At 64.9% G+C, this 19,738-nt stretch carries 21 protein-coding genes; 9 read left to right on the top strand and 12 right to left on the bottom strand.

Features of this window, described 5'->3' with window-relative positions:
* The first annotated feature begins 2 nt into the window (after positions 1–2).
* Both ugpC and LB529_RS14985 read left to right on the top strand, forming a co-directional pair.
* Positions 3–1,103, top strand: a complete 1,101-nt coding sequence (gene ugpC / locus LB529_RS14990; RefSeq protein ID WP_224711490.1) for a sn-glycerol-3-phosphate ABC transporter ATP-binding protein UgpC — start codon at positions 3–5, stop codon at positions 1,101–1,103.
* Positions 1,104–1,151: 48 nt separating this feature from the next.
* Positions 1,152–1,949 carry a phosphodiesterase gene (locus tag LB529_RS14985; RefSeq protein ID WP_224609503.1) on the top strand — a complete coding sequence of 266 codons (798 nt, stop codon included), beginning with the start codon at positions 1,152–1,154 and terminating at the stop codon, positions 1,947–1,949.
* A 151-nt stretch (positions 1,950–2,100) separates the two neighbouring features.
* Here the strand turns inward: LB529_RS14985 and LB529_RS14980 are convergent, their stop codons facing one another.
* The 3 genes from LB529_RS14980 to LB529_RS14970 all read right to left on the bottom strand — a co-directional run bounded on the left by LB529_RS14980 (position 2,101) and on the right by LB529_RS14970 (position 5,931).
* Positions 2,101–3,183, bottom strand: coding sequence for an ABC transporter ATP-binding protein (locus LB529_RS14980; RefSeq protein ID WP_224711489.1), 1,083 nt, complete (start codon positions 3,181–3,183; stop codon positions 2,101–2,103).
* Positions 3,180–4,751 carry an ABC transporter permease gene (locus LB529_RS14975; protein WP_411962508.1) on the bottom strand — a complete coding sequence of 524 codons (1,572 nt, stop codon included), beginning with the start codon at positions 4,749–4,751 and terminating at the stop codon, positions 3,180–3,182. The genes LB529_RS14980 and LB529_RS14975 overlap by 4 nt, the downstream gene beginning before the upstream one ends.
* A 175-nt stretch (positions 4,752–4,926) precedes the next feature.
* Positions 4,927–5,931, bottom strand: coding sequence for an iron ABC transporter substrate-binding protein (locus LB529_RS14970; protein ID WP_224708290.1), 1,005 nt, complete (start codon positions 5,929–5,931; stop codon positions 4,927–4,929).
* A 204-nt stretch (positions 5,932–6,135) separates the two neighbouring features.
* Here LB529_RS14970 and LB529_RS14965 point away from each other — a divergent pair, with 204 nt between their 5' ends.
* The 3 genes from LB529_RS14965 to LB529_RS14955 all read left to right on the top strand — a co-directional run bounded on the left by LB529_RS14965 (position 6,136) and on the right by LB529_RS14955 (position 9,453).
* Complete coding sequence (locus LB529_RS14965) at positions 6,136–6,678, top strand: sigma-70 family RNA polymerase sigma factor (protein ID WP_095767489.1); 543 nt, start codon at positions 6,136–6,138, stop codon at positions 6,676–6,678.
* Complete coding sequence (locus LB529_RS14960; protein WP_224711488.1) at positions 6,675–7,313, top strand: NrsF family protein; 639 nt, start codon at positions 6,675–6,677, stop codon at positions 7,311–7,313. Before LB529_RS14965 ends, LB529_RS14960 begins: the two co-directional genes overlap by 4 nt.
* Positions 7,314–7,554: 241 nt before the next feature.
* On the top strand, positions 7,555–9,453 hold the full coding sequence (locus LB529_RS14955; protein ID WP_224711487.1) for a PAS domain S-box protein: 1,899 nt from the start codon (positions 7,555–7,557) through the stop codon (positions 9,451–9,453).
* A 30-nt stretch (positions 9,454–9,483) separates the two neighbouring features.
* On the opposite strand, the gene LB529_RS14950 is transcribed toward LB529_RS14955, so the two are convergent.
* From LB529_RS14950 to LB529_RS14920, 7 genes are all read right to left on the bottom strand, one after another.
* Positions 9,484–10,362 carry a 3-hydroxybutyryl-CoA dehydrogenase gene (locus LB529_RS14950; RefSeq protein ID WP_224711486.1) on the bottom strand — a complete coding sequence of 293 codons (879 nt, stop codon included), beginning with the start codon at positions 10,360–10,362 and terminating at the stop codon, positions 9,484–9,486.
* Positions 10,363–10,562: 200 nt separating this feature from the next.
* Positions 10,563–11,492, bottom strand: a complete 930-nt coding sequence (locus LB529_RS14945) for an electron transfer flavoprotein subunit alpha/FixB family protein (protein ID WP_224711485.1) — start codon at positions 11,490–11,492, stop codon at positions 10,563–10,565.
* Between the two features lie 24 nt (positions 11,493–11,516).
* A complete protein-coding gene (locus tag LB529_RS14940; RefSeq protein ID WP_224711484.1) occupies positions 11,517–12,266 on the bottom strand; it encodes an electron transfer flavoprotein subunit beta/FixA family protein in 750 nt (249 codons plus the stop codon).
* A gap of 162 nt (positions 12,267–12,428) precedes the next feature.
* Positions 12,429–13,232: a rhomboid family intramembrane serine protease gene (locus LB529_RS14935; RefSeq protein ID WP_224711483.1), complete on the bottom strand. Its 804-nt coding sequence runs from the start codon at positions 13,230–13,232 to the stop codon at positions 12,429–12,431.
* 21 nt (positions 13,233–13,253) lie between these two features.
* Positions 13,254–13,835, bottom strand: a complete 582-nt coding sequence (locus LB529_RS14930) for a cob(I)yrinic acid a,c-diamide adenosyltransferase (protein WP_224711482.1) — start codon at positions 13,833–13,835, stop codon at positions 13,254–13,256.
* 19 nt (positions 13,836–13,854) lie between these two features.
* Entirely contained in the window at positions 13,855–14,046 is a 192-nt protein-coding gene (locus LB529_RS14925; protein ID WP_095767495.1) for a twin transmembrane helix small protein, read from the bottom strand.
* 25 nt (positions 14,047–14,071) lie between these two features.
* A complete protein-coding gene (locus LB529_RS14920) occupies positions 14,072–14,938 on the bottom strand; it encodes an SDR family oxidoreductase (protein WP_224711481.1) in 867 nt (288 codons plus the stop codon).
* A gap of 58 nt (positions 14,939–14,996) precedes the next feature.
* Between LB529_RS14920 and LB529_RS14915 the strand changes: the two genes are divergently transcribed.
* The gene (locus tag LB529_RS14915) at positions 14,997–15,848 is read left to right on the top strand and encodes a YihY/virulence factor BrkB family protein (RefSeq protein WP_095767497.1); all 852 of its coding nucleotides are present in this window, start codon (positions 14,997–14,999) and stop codon (positions 15,846–15,848) included.
* 159 nt (positions 15,849–16,007) lie between these two features.
* Here LB529_RS14915 and LB529_RS14910 read toward each other — a convergent pair whose 3' ends face one another.
* Complete coding sequence (locus LB529_RS14910) at positions 16,008–16,898, bottom strand: DMT family transporter (RefSeq protein WP_224633287.1); 891 nt, start codon at positions 16,896–16,898, stop codon at positions 16,008–16,010.
* A gap of 183 nt (positions 16,899–17,081) precedes the next feature.
* On the opposite strand from LB529_RS14910, the gene LB529_RS14905 reads away from it, so the two are divergent.
* Positions 17,082–17,339: a hypothetical protein gene (locus tag LB529_RS14905; protein ID WP_224608072.1), complete on the top strand. Its 258-nt coding sequence runs from the start codon at positions 17,082–17,084 to the stop codon at positions 17,337–17,339.
* A 4-nt stretch (positions 17,340–17,343) separates the two neighbouring features.
* Here the strand turns inward: LB529_RS14905 and gluQRS are convergent, their stop codons facing one another.
* On the bottom strand, positions 17,344–18,213 hold the full coding sequence (gene gluQRS, locus LB529_RS14900; protein WP_224711480.1) for a tRNA glutamyl-Q(34) synthetase GluQRS: 870 nt from the start codon (positions 18,211–18,213) through the stop codon (positions 17,344–17,346).
* A 91-nt stretch (positions 18,214–18,304) separates the two neighbouring features.
* Between gluQRS and LB529_RS14895 the strand changes: the two genes are divergently transcribed.
* Positions 18,305–18,964, top strand: a complete 660-nt coding sequence (locus tag LB529_RS14895; RefSeq protein WP_140845917.1) for a DNA-3-methyladenine glycosylase family protein — start codon at positions 18,305–18,307, stop codon at positions 18,962–18,964.
* A gap of 111 nt (positions 18,965–19,075) precedes the next feature.
* Positions 19,076–19,633, top strand: a complete 558-nt coding sequence (locus LB529_RS14890; RefSeq protein ID WP_224546054.1) for an HNH endonuclease — start codon at positions 19,076–19,078, stop codon at positions 19,631–19,633.
* Positions 19,634–19,738 lie beyond the last annotated feature (105 nt).

Below are 19,738 nucleotides of genomic sequence, written 5' to 3'. Positions count from 1 at the left end.
AAATGGCCTCCATCGCCATTCGCGGCGTCAAGAAGAACTACGCCAAGACGCAGGTCGTGCATGGCGTCGACCTCGACTTCGCTTCGGGCGAATTCGTCGTCATCCTCGGGCCGTCCGGTTGCGGCAAGTCCACGCTGCTTAGAATGATCGCCGGGCTGGAAGAGATTTCCGACGGCACGATCGCGATCGACGGCACGGTGGTCAACAAGCTCGAGCCGCGCGAGCGCGGCTGCGCCATGGTGTTCCAGAACTACGCGCTCTACCCGCATATGAGCGTGGCCCAGAACATCGGCTATTCGCTGAAGGTCGCCGGCGTTCCGTCGGCCGAACGCGCTCAGCGCGTCCAGGCGGTGGCGCGGGTCCTAGAACTGGAGCACCTGCTCGACCGCAAGCCGATGGCGCTCTCCGGCGGCCAGCGCCAGCGCGTCGCCATGGGCCGCGCCATGATCCGCGAGCCGAAGGTGTTCCTGTTCGACGAGCCGCTCTCCAACCTCGACGCCAAGCTGCGGGTGCAGATGCGCTCCGAGATCCGCAAGCTGCACCGGCGCCTCAGCGCCACCTCCGTCTTCGTCACGCACGACCAGGTCGAGGCGATGACGCTGGCCGACCGGCTGGTGGTGATGAATGGCGGCCGTGTCGAGCAGGTGGGCACACCGGCGGAAGTCTATAGCCGGCCGGCGAGCCGCTTCGTCGCCACCTTTGTCGGCGCGCCGGCGATGAACATGCTCGAAGGCACCGTCACGCTCGACGGGCTGTCATTGCTCGGAGGCAGCCGCAAGCTCAACGTGTCGCGCACGGGCGTTCCCGTGGGCGCGAAAGTCGCGGTCGGTATCCGGCCGGAGGCGGTGCGCATGGTGGCGCCGGGCACGCCGGGAGCGCTTGCGGCGACCGTCGACCTCATCGAGGAATTGGGCGCCGGCCGCGTCGTCTATGTGGATCTCGACGGCGCGCCGTTCTCTGTCGTGACGTCGGAGATCGTCCACTCCGAACCGGGCAGCACGATCGGCCTGCAGTTCGCCGAAGCGGACCTGCACTTCTTCTCCTCGGAGACGGGCGGCAGGCTCGACGTGTTCAAGGCCTCGGTGCCGGAACCGGTGCTGTAAGGCGGGCCTTGCAAGGCTGACTTTGCAAATTATCTGAGGGTTCACGGAATGAAGATCATCCAGGTCACCGACGTCCATCTCGATCGTCGGCGCCAGATACGCTATGGCGCGGATCTGAACGAGCGGCTCGATCGCTGCATAGATCATATCAATGCTCGGCATGGAGATGCGGCGCTCTGCATCTTCACCGGCGATCTGGCCGACGACGGCGAAGCCGAGAGCTATGCCGATTTGAAATCGGCGCTGAGCCGGCTCACTGTGCCTTACCAGCTGCTGCCTGGAAACCATGACCGGCGCGCCAATCTGATCGCCGCCTTTCCGGATAACGGGACGGACGGCAACGGCTTCGTGCAGTCGGTGCTCGACACGCCGGAAGGGCGCCTCGTCTTTCTCGACAGCATGGCGGAGGGCCGCGTCACCGGCGAGTTGTGCGACAACCGGCTTGCATGGCTCGACGCACGGCTTGGCGAGGCGGCAGGCAAGGCCGTTTATATTTTCCTGCATCATCCACCCGTCGAGCTTGGCCTCACTCTGCTCGACCCGCTCGGCCTCGAACAGCCGCAGCGGCTCATCGACGTGCTGACCCGCCACGGCAATGTCCGCTACATCTTCTTCGGCCATGTCCATCGCGACATCGCCGGCACCGTCGCCGGCATTCCGTTCTCGGTGCAGCGCGGCCTGCATGCCCGCTTCATGCTCGACCTGGTCGGCGACGAAGTGGTCGAGCAGGCGCCGCCCGCCTATTCGATTATCCTGATCGATGGGCAGCGCGTGGTCATCCACAGCGTTGATTTCCTGGAGCAATGGCCGCTTTGGTCGCCTGCAACTGGGCAGCGCGTGCGCTGAGGCATGCCGATATTCAGGTGAAGCCGGCCTGCAAACGGCGGTCTCCTGCGCTTCCGGTGCTCACGTACTTCAAGTACGCTCCGCTCCGGTTCTCGAAACCCGCCGTTTTCGGCTCGGCCTGACCTGAATATCGACACGCCTCAACCCCGACCTAAGCAAAGACATGCGCCTTGCCGGTGACGGTCAAGCGCACGATCTCGCCGATCTCCGGCGCGTCCATGCCCGTCCTGCGCAGGATCAGCGGCGTGTTGCCGATGGCGGCCGCATCGGGCGGGTCCGGGCTGTTGAGCAGCCGCACCGCGACGGTGCAGACCGAACCCGCGAACTCGCAGTCCGTCACTTCGCCGAACAGCATGTCGGGTGTGCCCGACATGCCTTCGCGCGAGGTCCGTTTGAGCAGGATCTGCTCGGGCCGCAGCATGATGCGGGCGACATCGCGCCGTCCCTTCGTGTCGACGGCGATGCGGCCGAGCCGCGAGACGGCGAAGCCATCCGCGATCTTGGCCGGCACGATGATGGCGTCGCCGAGGAACTCGGCGACCATCCTGTCCCTGGGTTGGAAATAGAGCTCTCGCGGCGTGCCGACCTGCGAGAACAGCCCTTCGCGCATCACCGCCACCTGGCTGGCGAAGGACAGCGCTTCTGCCTGGTCGTGCGTGACCAGGATGGTGGTGATGCCCGCCTCCTCCAGAAGCTCGGCCACCGCCTTGCGCATCGAAGCGCGAAGCCCGGTGTCGAGCGCCGAGAACGGCTCGTCAAGCAGCATCAGCCGGGGCTTCATCGCCATGGCGCGGGCAAGCGCCACGCGCTGCTGCTGCCCGCCGGAAAGCTCGTGCGGGCGGCGCTTCAGGATCGCCTTGTCCAGCCCGACGATGTAGGCGAGCTCGACGATATGCTCGGCTCGCTTGTCGGCATTCCGCGGGATGCCGAAGCCGATATTGTCGGCGATGGTGAGATGCGGGAACAGGGCACCGTCCTGGGCCACCACGCCGATGCCGCGGCGATGCGCGGGCACGGCCGCGCCGCCATTGGCGAGCACCTTGCCGTCGAGCGCGATGCGGCCGCGGTCCGGCGCCTCGAAACCGGCGATCAGCCTGAGCAAGGTGGTCTTGCCGCAGCCGGACGGCCCGACGATCGCGGTGCGGCTGCCGCTTTCGACTTTCAGGTCGACGCCGGCGAGCGCCGTCACCGGGCCGTAGCTCTTCGCGACGCCGCTGAGTTCGAGAAAGCTCATCGTCCGGCCATCCGCTTCGACTGGATGTAGAGCCACCAGGTCATCGGCAATGACATCGCCACCATGATCAGCGCGTAAGGGGCGGCGGAGGCGTAGTCGATCTCGCCGCTATAGGACCAGAATGCCATCGCCAGCGTGCGGGTGCCGTTGGGCGCCAGCATCTGGGTGGCGGTGAGCTCGTTGGTGATGCCGAGCGCCACCATCGCCATGCCGGCCGCGGCGCCCGGCGCCGAAAGGCGGATGGTCGTCGACCACAGCGCCTTGACCGGCGGACGGCCGAGGCTGGAGGCGGCGCGCTCCAGCTCCACCGGCGCCTGCGCGATCGAGGCGCGCAGGCTTATCAGAGCGCGCGGCAGGAACATCAGCGCGTAACCGAACAGGATGGTGAACAGCGTCTGGTAGAGCGGCAGCGCGACGCGCACGGTGATGGTCACCAGCGCCAGCGCGATGACCACGCCCGGCAACGCGCCGACGATATAGTTGCAGCTCTCGAGCAGCCGTTGCAGCGGCCCCGGCGCGCGGATCGAAATCCAGGCCATCGGCATGGCGGCCAGCGTTGCAAGCACCGCGCCGGCGATGGCGAGGAACAGCGTCTGGCCGAGCGCCAGGCCGATCTCGTCCCACCGCCAGACTTCGGTGCCCCCGGCAAGCAGCCAGCGGCCGACCGTGACGAAGGGCACGCCGAGCGACAGCAGCGCGACGCCGGCCGGCAAAAGCAGGCATGGCAAGGTGGCGCGGCCGAGGCGAGCGCGCTGCTGCTTGCGCGCGGCGCCGGAACCGACGCGGGCATAGCGCTCTTCGCCGCGTATCATCACCTCGAGGGCGAGCAGGAAGAGGCAGCAGACCACCAGCACGGCGCCCAGCATGTTGGCCGCCGGACCGTTGAAGGTCGACTGGAACTGGTCGACGATCGCGGTGGTGAAGGTGTCGAAACGGATGAAGACATAGAGGCCGTATTCGGCCAAGAGATGCAGGCCGACCAGCAGCGAGCCGCCGCAGATGGCGAGCCTCAGCTGCGGCAGCACGACACGCGCGAAGACCCGCCACGGGCCAAGGCCAAGCGCCGCGGCCGCATCTTCCAGCGCCGGATCGAGGCGGCGCAGCGCGGCGGCGATCGGCAGGTAAAGGAATGGGAAATAAGCGATAACGGAGACCAGCACGCCGGCCCACAGCCCGTGCAGGCCCGGAACGAAGCTGATCCAGGCATAGGAGTGCACGAAAGCGGGGATGGCGAGCGGTGCGACCGACAGCCAGGACCACCAGCGGTTGCCCGGCAGGTCGCTGCGCTCTGTCAGCCAGGCCAGCGCCACCGACAGCACGATGGCGATCGGCACCGTGACGACCACGAGGAGCACGGTGTTGACCAGCAATTCGCCGACGCGCGGGCGGAAGACCAGCGCCGCCGCGGTGTCCCAGCCGGTCTGGATCGCGACCCAGACGATGAAGGCGAGCGGCAGCAGCGCAACGAGCGAGATGAGGGCCGCGGCGAGCGTGATCCACGACGCGGACCGGTGCTTCTTCATCCCGGCCGGCAGCATTGCCGGCGTCATGTCGATCGCCGATTGCATCAGGCAGGCCGCTGGGTCGCCTCCGCCTGCCGGCGGAAGCGGTGCGATGTGCCATGCAGGCGGGTCGAAGCGCAGTCGACTGTCATCGACGAGGCGATCTCCAAACAAAAACGCTCCCGCGGAAGGCGAATTGCCGCGGGAGCACGGTCGTTCGCCCTTTTAGGACGAACGCGAACTAAAGCAAGCCGGCTTGCGTCATCAGTTCGATGACCTTCTTGGAATTCAATCTGGCCGGATCCACTTTCGGCGCCTGCAGATCGGCCAGCGGCACCAGCTTCGGGTTGGACTGGGCATCCTTGCCGACCGCATATTCATAGGACGTTCCGGTCTTCAGCACGTCCTGGCCGCCCTTGCCGGTCACCCACTTCAGGAATGCCTGGGCTTCCTTCGGGTGCTTGCTCGACGCCAGCACGCCGCCGCCGGAGATCGACACGAAGGCGCCCGGATCCTGGTTCTTGAAATAATGCAGGGCGACATTCCGGCTGTTCTCGCCGGTCTTGGCCTGATCGCCGAAATAGTAATAGTGATAGATCACGCCGCCATCGATCTCGCCGGCATTGACCGCCTTCATCACCGTCGAGTTGCCCTTGTAGGCGGTGAAATTCTCCTTCATCGCCTTCAGCCAGTCGGCGGTAGCGGCCTCGCCCTTGAGCTCAAGCAGGGCGCTGACAATGGCCTGGAAGTCGGGGCCGGACGGCGAGGCGGCCCAGCGGCCCTTCCAGCTTGGATCGGCAAGATCGAGCAGCGACTTCGGCAACTGGTCTTCCTTCAGCTTGTCCTTGTTATAGGCAAAGACGGTGCTGCGGGCGGCAACGCCGACCCATTTGCCAGTCGACGGCTGGTATTCCTGCGGAACCTGCGCCAGCGTATCGGCGTCGACCGGCGCGAACAGTCCGGCGGCTTCGACCAGCGCCATTGCCGGCGAATTCTCGGTCAGGAACACGTCGGCCGGCGAGGCCGCTCCCTCGGCGACGATCTGGTTGGAGAAGTCGCTGTCGCCGCCGTTGCGCAGCGTGACCTTGATGCCGGTTTCCTTGGTGAAGCCCGCTGCCCATTCCTTGGCGAGGCTTTCATGCTGGGCATTGTAGACGACGATGCCTTGATCCTTGGCCATGGCGGAGCCTGCGGTCAGGCCGAGCGCCAGCGCGGCGCCGGCGAGTGTGGAAAGGGCAATTTTCATGGGCATCGTCCTCACTTCGAGACAGGGGTTTTGGGCACGGCTGCACCTATCAATACATGATTGTTATAGTCAACATTGTGATCCTGCTTCAATCGGTCGCCGTTCCGCAAACTTTCGTGATTTTGCGGCAGTTTGGCTTGGACATTATTTCGCCGGCCACGTAACAAACCAGGGCCGAGACGCGAACATTGGGGGTAAACTCTTGTGACCGGCAAGGACGAGGCCGAGCTTTCCCGGCTGCTCAGGGCCGCGATCGCGGGAGACGAAAGGGCTTATGCCGACTTTCTGCACGGGATCGCCGCCCTCGTTCGCGGCTTTGTCCGGCGCAAGATCGTTCAAGGCGGGGTCGATCCCGAGGATGTCGTGCAGGAAACCTTGCTGGCCATTCATGTCAAACGCCACACCTGGCGGCCTGATGCGCCGGTGCTGCCCTGGGTCTATGCGATCGCCCGCTTCAAGCTGATCGATGCGTTCCGCCGGCGCGGGCGGCGCATCGAGGTCGAGATCGACGAGATCGCCGAAACCTTCGCCGAGCCGGAGGCGGAAACAGTGAGCGAGCGCGACATCAACCGGGCGCTAGACGGCCTGCCGCCGGCGCAACGCTCCGTGGTGGCATCGATCTCGGTCGATGGCCATTCGATCGGCGAGACGGCGAGCAAGCTCGGCATCAGCGAGACGGCGGTGCGCGTGTCGCTGCATCGCGGCCTGGCCGCGATCGCCAAAAGATTTGGACGAACAGCGACATGAGGACAGAGGATCTCATCAAGGCGCTCGACGCCGATGCCCGCGACGAGGCGATGCCGATGGGCAGGGCCTGGTGGCTGGCGGTCGGCGTGGCCATGGCGATCGCGGCGATGGTCTTCTTTGCGACCATCGGGCCGCGTCCCGACATCATGTCGGCCATGCATACGATGCGCTTCATGTCCAAATTCGTGTTCACGCTGACGCTCGCCGCCAGTGCTTTCGCGCTGATTCGCGCGCTGTCGATGCCGGGTGCTTCGACCATGCGGGCGATGGCCTGGATGATCGCCGCGCCGCTTCTGGTGGTGCTGGCGGTGGTTCTCGAGCTTTTCGTCGTGCCCGAGGCCGATTGGGGCAAGCGGCTCATCGGCTCGAACATGATGATCTGCATGAGCTTCATCCCGCTGATCGGCATCGGCCCGCTGGCTATCTTCCTCGGCATGCTGCGCTATGGCGCGCCGACGCGGCCGGTGTTGGCGGGCGCGGTGGCCGGCCTGCTCGCCGGCGGGCTCGCGGCGACCTTTTACGCCGCGCATTGCTTCGACGATTCGCCGCTCTTCGTCGCCACCTGGTATACGGTCGCGATCGGCTTCCTCACCGCGCTCGGCGCGCTTGGCGGACGGTTTTTCGTCCGCTGGTAGGATTACACCGATCCTTCGGTACGGTTTTGAAACAGTACCTTAATCATACCGGCAATTGTTTGCCGGTTATCGGAGCGGCCGCTGCCGCTCATGCAACCATTCCTTAAAATCGATCCGCCAGAGTTGTGGCAACGCGCAGTCGCGCATTGGGTGGGATCGCATTGTGGCGTGGTTGAGTTGGAAAGGTCCGCGGGCCGGCAAGCGCGCCGTGCCCGTCTTGATGGCAGCCGGACTCGTTGCCTTGACCGCATCGGTCCTGTTGCCGGCGCTGGAACTCGCCGCGGACGCGTTGAAGGTCTGCCTGCAGATATCCGTCGCCGTCACGGCCGTCACGCTGTTTGTCTCGGCGCTGTTCATCCGCAAGATCATCGACGACCGCCGGCAGATTGCCGAGAGCGAGCAACGCTTCCGCCGGGCCATGGAGGATTCGGCGATCGGCGTCGCCATTGTCGGCCTCGATGGCCGCATCCTTCAGGCCAACCCTGCCTTCGCCGACATGCTCGGCTACACACGCTCGGAAATCGAGGCGTTGACCTTCTTCCAGATCACGCATCCCGACGACCTGCAGATCGGCCGCGAGACGATGACGAGCCTGAAGGAAGGCAAGATCCACTCCTTCCATTTCGAGAAGCGGTATCTGCGCAAGGACGGCACCCCGGTCTGGGCGCAGCTCGCCGGCTCGGTCATTCGTGAAGAGGAGACGGGCCGTCCGCTCTATCTGGTGTCGCAGATCGAGGACATCGATGCGCGCAAGCAGGCCGAGGCGCGCATCGCCGAGGCAGAAGACCGGTGGAATTTCGCGCTCACCAGTGCCGGACAGGGTATCTGGAGCCTCGATATGCGCAAGGGCGGCACCACCTATTCCGAAACCTGGGTGAAGATGCTGGGCTATGCCGATGGCGAGCTCGACGGCGACCCCGATCGCTGGCTGGCCATGATCCATCCCGACGACCAGGAACGCGTCGCCGAGGCGGATCGCGCGCATCTTGCCGGCGAGACGCCCTTTTTCGAGGCCGAGTTCCGGATGCGGCACAAGGACGGCCGCTGGGTCTGGATTCTCGACCGCGGCAAGGCGATCGAGCGCGATGGCGAGGGCCGGCTGATCCGGGCAATCGGCAGCCTGACCGATATCACGGAACGCAAGGAGGCCGAGGCGCGGCTGATGGTTTCGGCGGCCATGCTGGCCGACGAGAAAGAGCGTCTCAGGGTGACGTTGCAGTCGATCGGCGATGCGGTGATCTGCACCGATGCCGCCAACCGCATCACCTTTATGAACCCGGTCGCGGAAAAACTCACCGGCGTCGTGGTCGGCGAGGCCCTGGGCAAGCTGCTCGGCCATGTCTACTGGGCGGTCGACGAGGAAAGCGGGCAGAAAATCGGGCTCTCGCGCCCTTCCGCGAGCGAGCAGCCGCACTGCGACCAGAACACGCGCGCTGTGCTTGTCCGGCGCGACGACACGCGCTGCAGCATCCGCCAGGTGGTGTCGCCGATCATGAACGACCGCGACGAGTTCTGCGGTCTCGTCATCGTCTTCCAGGATTTCAGCGACGCGCGCGCCCTGCAGCGCCAGCTGGCCTACGCCGCCGCCCACGACGCGCTGACCGGGCTCGCCAATCGCTCGAGCTTCATCCGCATCATGGAGGACCTGGTCGACCAGTGCCGCCTCAATGGCGGCGAGCATCAGTTCATGTTCGTCGATCTCGATCACTTCAAGGCGGTCAACGACACCGGCGGCCATGCCGCGGGCGATGCGCTGCTCAAGCGCGTGGCCGACGCCCTGCGCAATGTGCTTGGCCCGGAAGACATCGTCGCGCGGCTCGGCGGCGACGAGTTCGCCGTCGTTCTCAAATCGGGCGCCGCGGCGTGCGGGCCGATCGCGGCGCGCTCGATCATCGACGCCATCGGCAATCTCGACTTCAGCTGGGACGGGCGCCCGCATTCGATTGGCGCCAGCATCGGGCTTGCGCCGATCCGCGCCGGTTGCGGCGAAGTGGACGAGATCATCGCCCGCGCCGACGCCGCCTGCTATGCCGCCAAGGCGGCCGGGCGCGGCTGCGTTTCCGCCGCGCCCGACGAAGTTTCGACAGGCGAAATTTCGAACGGCGGCGTGCCACTTCCGCCGCTCGCCGCGGCGTCCTGAGCCGTTTCGAAAGGGTTCAGCCGGGGAAGATCAGCGCGTCGGCACCGGATGGTCGCCGCGATAGTCGTAGAAGCCGCGGCCGGTCTTGCGGCCGAGCCAGCCGGCCTCGACATATTTCACCAGCAGCGGGCAGGGGCGGTATTTCGAATCCGACAGGCCCTCATGCAGCACCTGCATGATCGACAGGCAGGTGTCGAGGCCGATGAAGTCGGCAAGCTGCAGCGGTCCCATCGGGTGGTTGGCGCCGAGCCGCATGGCGGTATCAATGGCGTCGACCGTGCCGACGCCCTCATAGAGCGTGTAGATCGCCTCGTTGATCATCGGCAAAAGGATGCGGTTGACGATGAAGGCCGGGAAATCCTCGGAAACGGTGATCGTCTTGTCGAGGTGCTTCACATAGCTCTTGGCGACCTCGAAGGTCTGGTCCTCGGTGGCGATGCCGCGCACCAGCTCGACCAGCTTCATCACCGGCACCGGGTTCATGAAATGAATGCCGATGAAGCGTTCCGGCCGGTCGGTCTGCGCGGCAAGCCGGGTGATCGAGATCGACGAGGTGTTTGTCGCCAGGATCGCTTCCGGGTTGAGCTGCGGGCAAAGCTGCGCGTAGATCTTGCGCTTGACCGTCTCATCCTCGGTCGCCGCTTCGATCACCAGATCGGCGGCCGCGAGATCGGCCATGGTCGGGGCGGCGGAAATACGCGCCATTGCTTCGTTGCGCGCCTTCTCCTCGAGCTTGCCGGAACCGACCTGGCGCGCCATGTTGCCGCTGATGGTGGCGATGCCCTTCTCGATACGGTCGGGCGACACGTCGTGGATCAGGACCTTGTAGCCGCCCAGCGCCGAGACATGGGCGATACCGCCACCCATCTGACCCGCGCCGACAATGCCGATCGTCTCGATCTTGCTCATGACCCCGATCCCGTCCGGAGCATCTTCCGCGTCTTGAAGCGCGGAAACGCTCCTGTTGTTCATTTCCTGCAATCCGGACGCAAACCCGCCGGATTGGCTTCAGGCCTTGATGGCCCGCTTTTTGTGCAGTGCAAACTAAAAGGGCGGGGCGACTTCGTCTACCCCACCCTTCCGATTTTAATATGCCAGAACCGGTGGCGTCAAAGCGCCTTTTGCAGCTCCGGCAGGATGACGAAGAGATCGCCGACCAGGCCGTAATCGGCGACCTGGAAGATCGGCGCTTCCTCGTCCTTGTTGATGGCGACGATCACCTTCGAGTCCTTCATGCCGGCCAGGTGCTGGATGGCGCCGGAGATGCCGACAGCGATGTAGAGGTCGGGCGCGACCACCTTGCCGGTCTGGCCGACCTGCCAGTCGTTCGGTGCATAGCCGGCGTCGACTGCGGCGCGCGAGGCGCCGACCGCGGCGCCGAGCTTGTCGGCGACCGGCAGGATGACTTCCTGGAACTTCTCCGAGGAACCAAGCGCGCGGCCGCCCGAGATGATGATCTTGGCCGAGGTCAGCTCCGGACGGTCGTTCTCGGAGAGCTTGTTCTCGATGAAGGAGGAGAGGCCTGGATTGGCAGCGGCGCCGACCGTCTCGACCGCGGCCGAGCCGCCTTCGGGCGCCGCCGCGAAGGACGCGGTGCGCACCGTGATGACCTTCTTGGCGTCGGTCGACTGCACGGTCTGGATGGCGTTGCCGGCATAGATCGGCCGCTTGAAGGTGTCGGGCGAGACAACCTCGATGATCTCGGACACCTGGGCGACGTCGAGGAGTGCCGCCACGCGCGGCGCGACGTTCTTGCCCGACGAGGTCGCGGGCGCGACGATCGCGTCATAGGAGCCGGCGAGCGAAACGACCAGCGCCGCCGTCGGCTCGGCGAGACGCTCGGCAAGCTCGTCGGCCTCGGCCAGCATCACCTTGCGTACACCCTTCAGCTTGGCGGCGGCATCAACCACGCCCTTGGCGCCCTTGCCGGCCACCAGCACGTCGACATCGGAGCCGATCTGCAGCGCCGCCGACAGCGCCTTGGCGGTCTGGTCGGAAAGACTCGCATTATCATGTTCGGCGATGAGGAGAATTGCCATTTTCTTTATCCTTTCCCGATCGCTTTAAAGCACGCCGGCTTCGTTCTTAAGCTTTTCGACCAGTTCGGCCACGCTCTTGACCTTGACGCCCGCCTTGCGGCCGCCGGGCTCCTCGGTCTTGATCACCTTGAGGCGCGGCTTGACGTCGGCGCCGTAGTCGGCCGGGCTCTTCTCATCGAGCGGCTTCTTCTTGGCCTTCATGATGTTGGGCAGCGAGGCATAGCGCGGCTGGTTGAGGCGAAGGTCGGCGGTGACGATCGCCGGCATCTTCAGTTCCACCGTCTGCAGCCCGCCGTCGACTTCGCGCGTCACCTTGGCCTGATCGCCTTCGAGCACGATCTTGGACGCGAAGGTCCCTTGCGGCCAACCAAGCAGTGCCGCCAGCATCTGGCCGGTCTGGTTCGAATCGTCGTCGATCGCCTGCTTGCCGAGGATGACGAGGCCGGGCGCCTCCGCCTCGACCACGCCCTTCAGCACCTTGGCCACGCCGAGCGGCTCGGTCTGCTCGTCGGTCTTGACCAGGATGGCGCGGTCGGCGCCCATGGCGAGCGCGGTGCGGAGCGTCTCCTGCGCCTGCTGCGGGCCGATCGACACGACGATGATCTCTTCCGCCTTGCCGGCTTCCTTGATGCGGATCGCTTCCTCGACCGCGATCTCGTCGAACGGGTTCATCGCCATCTTGACGTTGGCAAGCTCGACGCCCAGTCCGTCGGCCTTCACCCGGACCTTGACGTTGGCGTCCACAACCCGCTTCACGGGCACAAGGATCTTCATTTTCCTGTCACCTCTCCTGAGATAGTCGGGGCGCTATAGCAGCGTGCGCCCTGTCAGAGTTGTCGAAAGCCGACATCGCGGACGGAATATCCGCCCAACTGTGCCGTTTCCGTAGTGGCGACAAATCGGCGCGTCAATATCCCACGACGCACCCAAATCGGTTCAGTCCCGGGGCGCCGCTGCTCCACGGCCCCATTGCGCCGCGGGCTGGGCCGGATCGCTCGCGGCCAGCTCGACAGGAACAGGCGGCTGCTGGACGTTGGGCGTCGGGTCCGGCTCGCCGTCGGCGCCAGCCAGCAGCGGCACGCCGCGGCTGCGCAGCACCAGCACCAGGATCGATCCGGCGATGATGCCGCCGATATGGCATGCCCAGGAGATCTGGTCCTCGCCGGCCGCGGCGAACATCACGATCTGGAACAGGATCCATAGGATCAGCGGAATGAAGGCCGGGATGCGCAACGGAATGCGGGCAAAGGCCAGCACCCAGACCTTTACCCGGGGGTAGAGGATCAGGTAGGCGGCGACGACCCCGGCGATGGCGCCCGAGGCGCCGATCAACGGCACCTGCGAATCCCAGGCCACCAACCCTTGGAAGAAGGCCCCGGCGATGGCGCAGGCGAGGTAAAAGATCAGATAGCGGATATGGCCGAGCGCATCCTCGACATTGTCGCCGAACACCCAGAGGAACAGCATGTTGCCGCCGAGATGGAAGATGTCGGCATGCAGAAAGGAATAGGTGAGGTAGCTGAGACTCTCGGGGATGACGACGAATTCGGGCGAGAGCTCGACCTTGTCGTGAACCACCGACGGGATGAAGCCGAGACCGAGAACCGCGGCATTGGTGAAGTTCTCACCGCCGAGCGTGGTCGCCAGGTAGACCAGCACATTCGCCACGATCAGGCCGATCGTCACATATTGCAGCCGGATATGGCGCAGCCTGTTGGTGTCGTAAAGCGGGATGAACATCGGACCCTCCCGCCTCCGGATTCAGCGGTTCTTGCCGGGAACCCATAGCACGTCGGCCTTTCCATTGTCATTGACCGCGCGGGCGGCGACGAACAGGAAATCCGAAACACGGTTGATATATTTGAGCGCCTCGCGGTTGACATGCTCGGCCGGATCCTGCGCCAGCGCCACCATCAGGCGCTCGGCGCGGCGCGCCACGGTGCGGGCAAGATGGAGCGCGGCCGCGGCGGGCGTGCCGCCGTTCAGCACGAAGGATTTCAGCGGCTGCAGTTCCTTGTTGAGCGCGTCGATATCCTGTTCGACGCGGTCGGTCTGGGCCGCGATGATGCGCAGCGGCTCGTATCCCAGCGGCCTGCCGTCGTCCGGCACGGCGAGGTCGGCGCCCAGATCGAACAGATCGTTCTGGATACGCGACAGCATGGCGTCGATCGCCGGATGCTCGGCGCCGGTGTGGACGCGGGCCATGCCGATGCAGGCATTGGCCTCGTCGACGGTGCCATAGGCGTCGACGCGCAGGTCGGATTTCAGCCGCCGCTCGCCGGTGCCGAGCCCGGTGGTGCCGTCGTCGCCGGTGCGGGTGTAGATCTTGTTGAGCTTGACCACGCCGTCCTCTCAAAGTCCTCTATTTGCGCGTGAAATAGACAACCAGCAACAGCAGCGCCAGGGCCACGGCCTGCAACATGATGCGCGCCTGCATCAGCTTGTTCGAGGTGAAGCCGGAGCCGCCGCGCATCATGTTGATCAGGCCGCGAACCAGCACGATCACCACGGCGGCCATCGCGACGATGGCGAGGATTTTGAAGATGATGAGCATCTGGCTGGCTCCGGTTCAGGTTCGGTCAGGCGCGCCTGGCGAGCACGCGGTAGAGCAGGGAGGCCGGCAGGATGCGTTTCAGCGCCGCGCCGATCCTGGCCGGCACCGTTACCACATAGTGCGGGCGCGGGCGCTGTGACAGAAGCGCGTGGCGCAACGCCCTGTGCACGCTCTCCGGCCCCGGCTTCAGCTTCGACACGCTGCCGCCCGCCTGAAGCCTTGCGAGCTGCGCCTGATAATCGGCGCGGTGGACGGAATTTTCGACGTCGATGTTTTTTAGGAACCAGGGCAGGCCATTGCTGGCGATCTTCGACGTCACAGGTCCCGGTTCGATGAGGGAAAGGTGAATGCCGCTGCCTTCGAGCTCCTGGCGCATGCACAGCATCAGGCCTTCGATGGCGTGCTTGGAGGCCGAATAGGCGCCGCGGAAGCGGACCGGAGCCAGTCCGAGGATAGAGGAGCAGTGGACAAGCCGGCCGTGCCCCTGGCGGCGCATGACCGGCACGACCCGCCGGGTGAGATCGTGCCAGCCGAAGAAATTGGCCTCGAACTGCTCGCGAAGTGCTGCGACCGGCAGGTCCTCGACGGCGCCGGGCTGGGCGTAGGCGCCGTTGTTGAAGAGCGCGTCAAGCGTGCCGCCGGTCCGCTCCAGCACCGCATCGACCAAGGCGGCGATGGATTCGGGCTCGCGATAGTCGAGATAGAAGGCCTCCAGGCCGTCGGCCTCGAGGGCTGCGATGTCGGCCGGCTTGCGCGCCGTGGCGAAGACCCGCCAGCCTTCCGCCTTCAACGCCCGCGCGCAATAGGCGCCGATGCCGGAGGAGGCGCCGGTGACGATGACGGTGCGCAACTCTTCTGCCGCGGGGCGCGTTGTGAGACCTGGGGTTGCCATTTACCGCAATCACTTCCCATATTCGCGGCGTTGATACAATCGAGCGGAGCGCGGGCCCTTGCTGCGGAATATCGTCGCCCTCAAGCGCGTGCTCTACGATGCGATAGGCCACTTCAACACTGATGACGGCTGGGCGATGGCCAGCCATCTGGCGATCACCTCGCTGATGGCACTGTTTCCGTTCCTGATCTTCGCCACCACGCTTGCCAGCTTCCTCGGCGCGCGCGCCTTCGCCGACACGGCCGTGCATCTGGTCTTCGACACATGGCCGGAGCAGATCGCCAAGCCGATCGCGCATGAGGTGCTCAACGTGCTCACGGTGCGCCGCACCGACCTTCTGACCTATGGCGTGCTGCTTGCGGCCTATTTCGCTTCCAACGGCATCGAAGCCCTGCGCACTTCGCTCAACCGCGCCTATCGGGTCACCGAGACGCGCGGCATCATCCACCGCCGGGTGCAAAGCATCATCTTCGTCCTGATCGCCACCGCCTGCTTTCTCGCCATCAGCGTGCTTTTGGTGTTCGCGCCGCTGCTCGCACGGCTGGCGGAGGCGCATCTGGAGTGGATCAAGCCGTATATGGGCACGATCACCATCTGGCGTTACGTGATCGCCTCGACGGTCATCGTCATCGGGCTGTTCTCCGTGCATATCTGGCTGCCGGCCGGCAAGCGGCGCTTCGTCTCGATCATACCGGGCATCGTCTTCACGCTGGTCGCCTGGCTGGTCGGGTCGACGATCTTTGCCACCTATCTCGACCATTTCTCGTCCTATGTGACGACCTATGCCGGGCTCGCCTCGATCATGATCGCGGTCGTCTTCCTCTACATCATCTCGGCGATCTTCATCCTCGGCGGCGAGCTCAACGCCGCGATCAGCCGTTATCTCGAAGCCCGAGCGCGGGTTGGGTGAGTTGGCGCCGGTCAGAAGAGGAACTGAAGAACTGGAGAATTGAAGAATTGAGGAACTGGGGAAAATGCGCCGACGCTTGGCTCCGCCCTTCTTCTTCAATTCTTCAATTCTTCAATTCCTCAATTCCTCAATTCCTCAATTCTCCAGTTCCCCAGTTCTTCAATTCCCCAGTTCCCCTTTCCTCGCCTGCCGCGCCGTCGCCAGGGCGACGCCGAGCGTGGCGATCGCCATGCCGGCGATCTGCAGCAGATTGAGCTGTTCGTTGAAAAGCAGCCAGGCGATGACCGCGGTTACGGCCGGCACCAGGTAGAACAGCGAGGCGACCTTCGACATCTCACCATCCCTGATCATCACCATCAGCAGGAATATGGCGCCGACCGACAGCACCAGGACCAGCCAGGCCATGGCGAAGATCAATTCGCCATTGACGGTGACGGCGCGGGTCTCGAAGGCGAGCGAGCCAAGGATCATCACGGCGGAGCCGCCGACATACTGCCACATCGTCGCCGACACCAGATCGCCGCCTGAGGCATAGCGCTTCTGCCAGATGGTGCCGGCGCTCATGCCAAGCACGGAGACGAGCGAAGCCGTCAGCGTCGCCGGCGTGACGCCGCCGCCCAGCGCGCCCAGCTTCGGCCACAGCACGATGACGACGCCGAGAAGGCCGACGGCGAGGCCGGCCCAATGGCGCGGCAGGATCGCTTCGCCGAGGAACTTTCCGGCGAGCACGGCGGTGATCAACGGCTGCAGGCCGACGATCAGCGCCGAAAACCCGGCCGGCATGCCCCTGTGGATCGCCCAGAAGACGGCGCCGAGATAGACACCATGCATGAGGACGCCGGCCACCGTTGCGTGCAGCGCCTCTTCGCGCGTCGCCTTGCGCGAGCCAAGCAGAACGGTCAGCCCCGCGAACAGGGCCGCCGCGATCACGAAGCGGATGGCAAGGAAGGTGAAGGGTTCCGCCCAGGGCATGGCATAGCGCGCGCCGATGAAGCCGGTCGCCCACAGAACGACGAAGGAGGCGGGAATGAACCGCTTGATGCTCTGCATGGGGGAGGCTGCCGGGATGAACGGTTGATGACGGCAATTGCTCTAATGCCGTTCAATCCCGCAAGCAAAACGAAACGGTTGATCCATAAGCTAAGTTGAATTCATCAAACCGTGCCAAGAGGGGCATGGCGCGTCGCCGCGCCATGGTGGGGCATGTTTTTGCATCTGGACACGACCTGGCTGTTGTTCGCCTTCGCGATCATCGCCGGCTTCGGCTTCTTCTTCGGCACGGCGCTCGACGCGATCATGGGGGAGAGCGGCTTCGGCCCGACCGGCAACACACTGCTGTTCATCTTCGGCTTTTTCGTCGCGGTGGGGGTCGCAAACAAGCATGGCATCAGCCTGAGCGATCTCAAGCTGGCGGTGGCCTGCGGGCTGGGCGGCGCCTTTGTCTTCATCAGCGTGCTGGCGCTGATCAAGGCCGGGATGGCGCGCCTCTAGCCAGCTAAAAACCGACCAATCGTCTGACGTCCTGCGGCGACATGCCCGCCTCCCGGAGGGAGGCCAGGCCAGTGTCCTTGAAGCTCTTTGACAGTTTCCTGCCGTTGGGACCGAGGATCAGGCGGTGGTGGAAATAACGCGGCTGTGGCAGGCCGAGCAGTTGCTGCAGCAGGCACTGCACCCCGGTCGCCGAATAGAGGTCCTGGCCGCGCACGACATGGCTGACAGCCTGCAGCGCGTCGTCGACGACGACGGCGAGATGGTAACTGGTCGGGATGTCGCGGCGGGCGACGATGACGTCGCCCCAGGCCCGTGGTTGCGCTTCGATTGCTCGCGTCGCCGACATCGTCTCGTCGGTGAACTCCACCCATGACAGGCCGGCCGTGACGCGCGCCATCGCCGCCTCGACGTCAAGCCGCCAGGCGAAAGGCATGTTGTCCGCGATCCGCCGCTTGCGTTCCTTCACCGGCAAGTGCTTGTCGAGCGGCGGATAGAGCGGCACGCCGTCCGGATCGCGCGGCCAGTCGCGGCCGCCGGTCTCGGCGATAAAGGCGCGGATCTCGCCGCGACTCATGAAGGCCGGATAAACGAGTTCCTCGGCGATCAACCGGTCCAGCACCTCCCGGTATTCGGCGAAATGCTCGGACTGGCAGCGCACCGGTTCTTCCCAGTGCACTCCCAGCCATTCGAGGTCGCGAAAAATGCCGGCTTCGAATTCGGGTGTGCAGCGGGTGACATCGATATCCTCGATGCGCAGCAGCAGGCGCCCGCCGACCTGCGCCGCCATGCGCTGGTTGAGCAGAGCCGAGTAGGCATGGCCGAGATGCAATTGGCCATTGGGGCTCGGCGCGAAGCGGAATGTCAGGAGTGTCATATCTCGGGCGGTATTCGGGTTGAAAGGCGCTTCCGCCGGTTGCTAGTTAGCCATCAATTGCCATTTCGCGGGCGCCCTGGGAACAAGCAACGTGCAACGCATCGCCTCGCTGGACGACATTGCGACAGGGCTCGACGCGCTCTGCCGGATCGATCCGCGGCTGGCGGCCGTGCGCGGCCGGGCGGGCAAAGTGCCGCTGCGGCTGTCGGAACCTGGCTTTCAGAGCCTCGCTTCCATTATCGTTTCACAGCAAGTTTCCCGCGCCAGCGCCGACGCCATCTTCGGGCGGCTGGTGAAGCTTGTCGATCCGCTGACGCCGCAGGCGATCCTTGCCGCCGACGAGGGCGTGTTTCGCGAGGCCGGGCTGTCGCGGCCGAAACAGCGCGGGCTGCTCGCCGTCGCTGAAGCGGTGGCCGGCGGGCTGGATCTCGATCACCTGTGCACGCTGGACGCCGGCGAGGCGATCGCAGCGATGACGGCCGTGCCCGGCATCGGTCCTTGGACGGCGGAATGCTACCTTTTGTTTGCCGCCGGCCATCCGGATGTGTTTCCCGCGCGCGACGTCGCCTTGCAGACGGCGGTCGGCCATGCGCTCGGCATCGACCCGCGTCCGCCGGAGAAAATGCTTATCCGGCTGGCCGAATCATGGAGGCCGTGGCGGGGTGTCGCGTCGCGGCTTTTTTGGGCTTATTACCGGGAATTGAAGGGCAGGGATGCGGCGCCGACTATCGAAATGGCAAAAAAAGCCTGAAAATCATGCGGTTTTGGCGATTTCGACGCACGACAATCCGCTTCACATCCCTGTCATGTCGGGCTTACAGTATCCGCGCCGTTCGGTTCTAGAAGCAAGGAGGCGAAGGACGTGACGGTTGCCGTATCTCCGGATGGGCTTCCCGCGCTGGTGCTGAACGCGGACTACCGTCCGCTCAGCTACTATCCCCTGTCGCTCTGGTCGTGGCAGGACGCCATCAAGGCCGTCTTCCTCGACCGGGTGAACATCGTCGCCGAATACGAGCACGCCGTCTCTTCGCCGACCTTCTCGATGAAGCTGCCGAGCGTGGTCAGCCTCAAAGCCTATGTGAAGCCGTCCAGGCATCCCGCCTTCACCCGCTTCAACGTCTTCCTGCGCGACCGCTTCCAGTGCCAGTATTGCGGAACGCCCGAGGATCTGACGTTCGACCATGTCATCCCGCGCCATCGCGGCGGAGCGACGACCTGGGAGAATGTCGTCGCCGCCTGCTCGCCCTGCAACCTCCGCAAGGGCGGCTTGATGCCGGCCCAGGCCAAGATGTGGCCGCTGCAAAAACCCTATCAGCCGACGGTGCATGACCTGCACAACAACGGCCGCCTGTTCCCGCCCAACCATCTGCATGAAAGCTGGATGGATTATCTCTACTGGGATGTCGAACTGGAGCCTTAGAGTTCGGCACAAATTCGCCATGCTGGTCGCCTGCCGCAGCTTTCTGCGCTTCCGGTGCTCACGCACTGTAAGTACGCTCCGCTCCGGTTCTCGACGCTCACTTCA

The sequence above is a fragment of the Mesorhizobium sp. CA5 genome, assembly GCF_020165105.1.
GTDB lineage: Bacteria > Pseudomonadota > Alphaproteobacteria > Rhizobiales > Rhizobiaceae > Mesorhizobium.
Note: the sequence above shows the minus strand (reverse complement) of the source record. Positions and strands in the feature narration are given on the sequence as shown.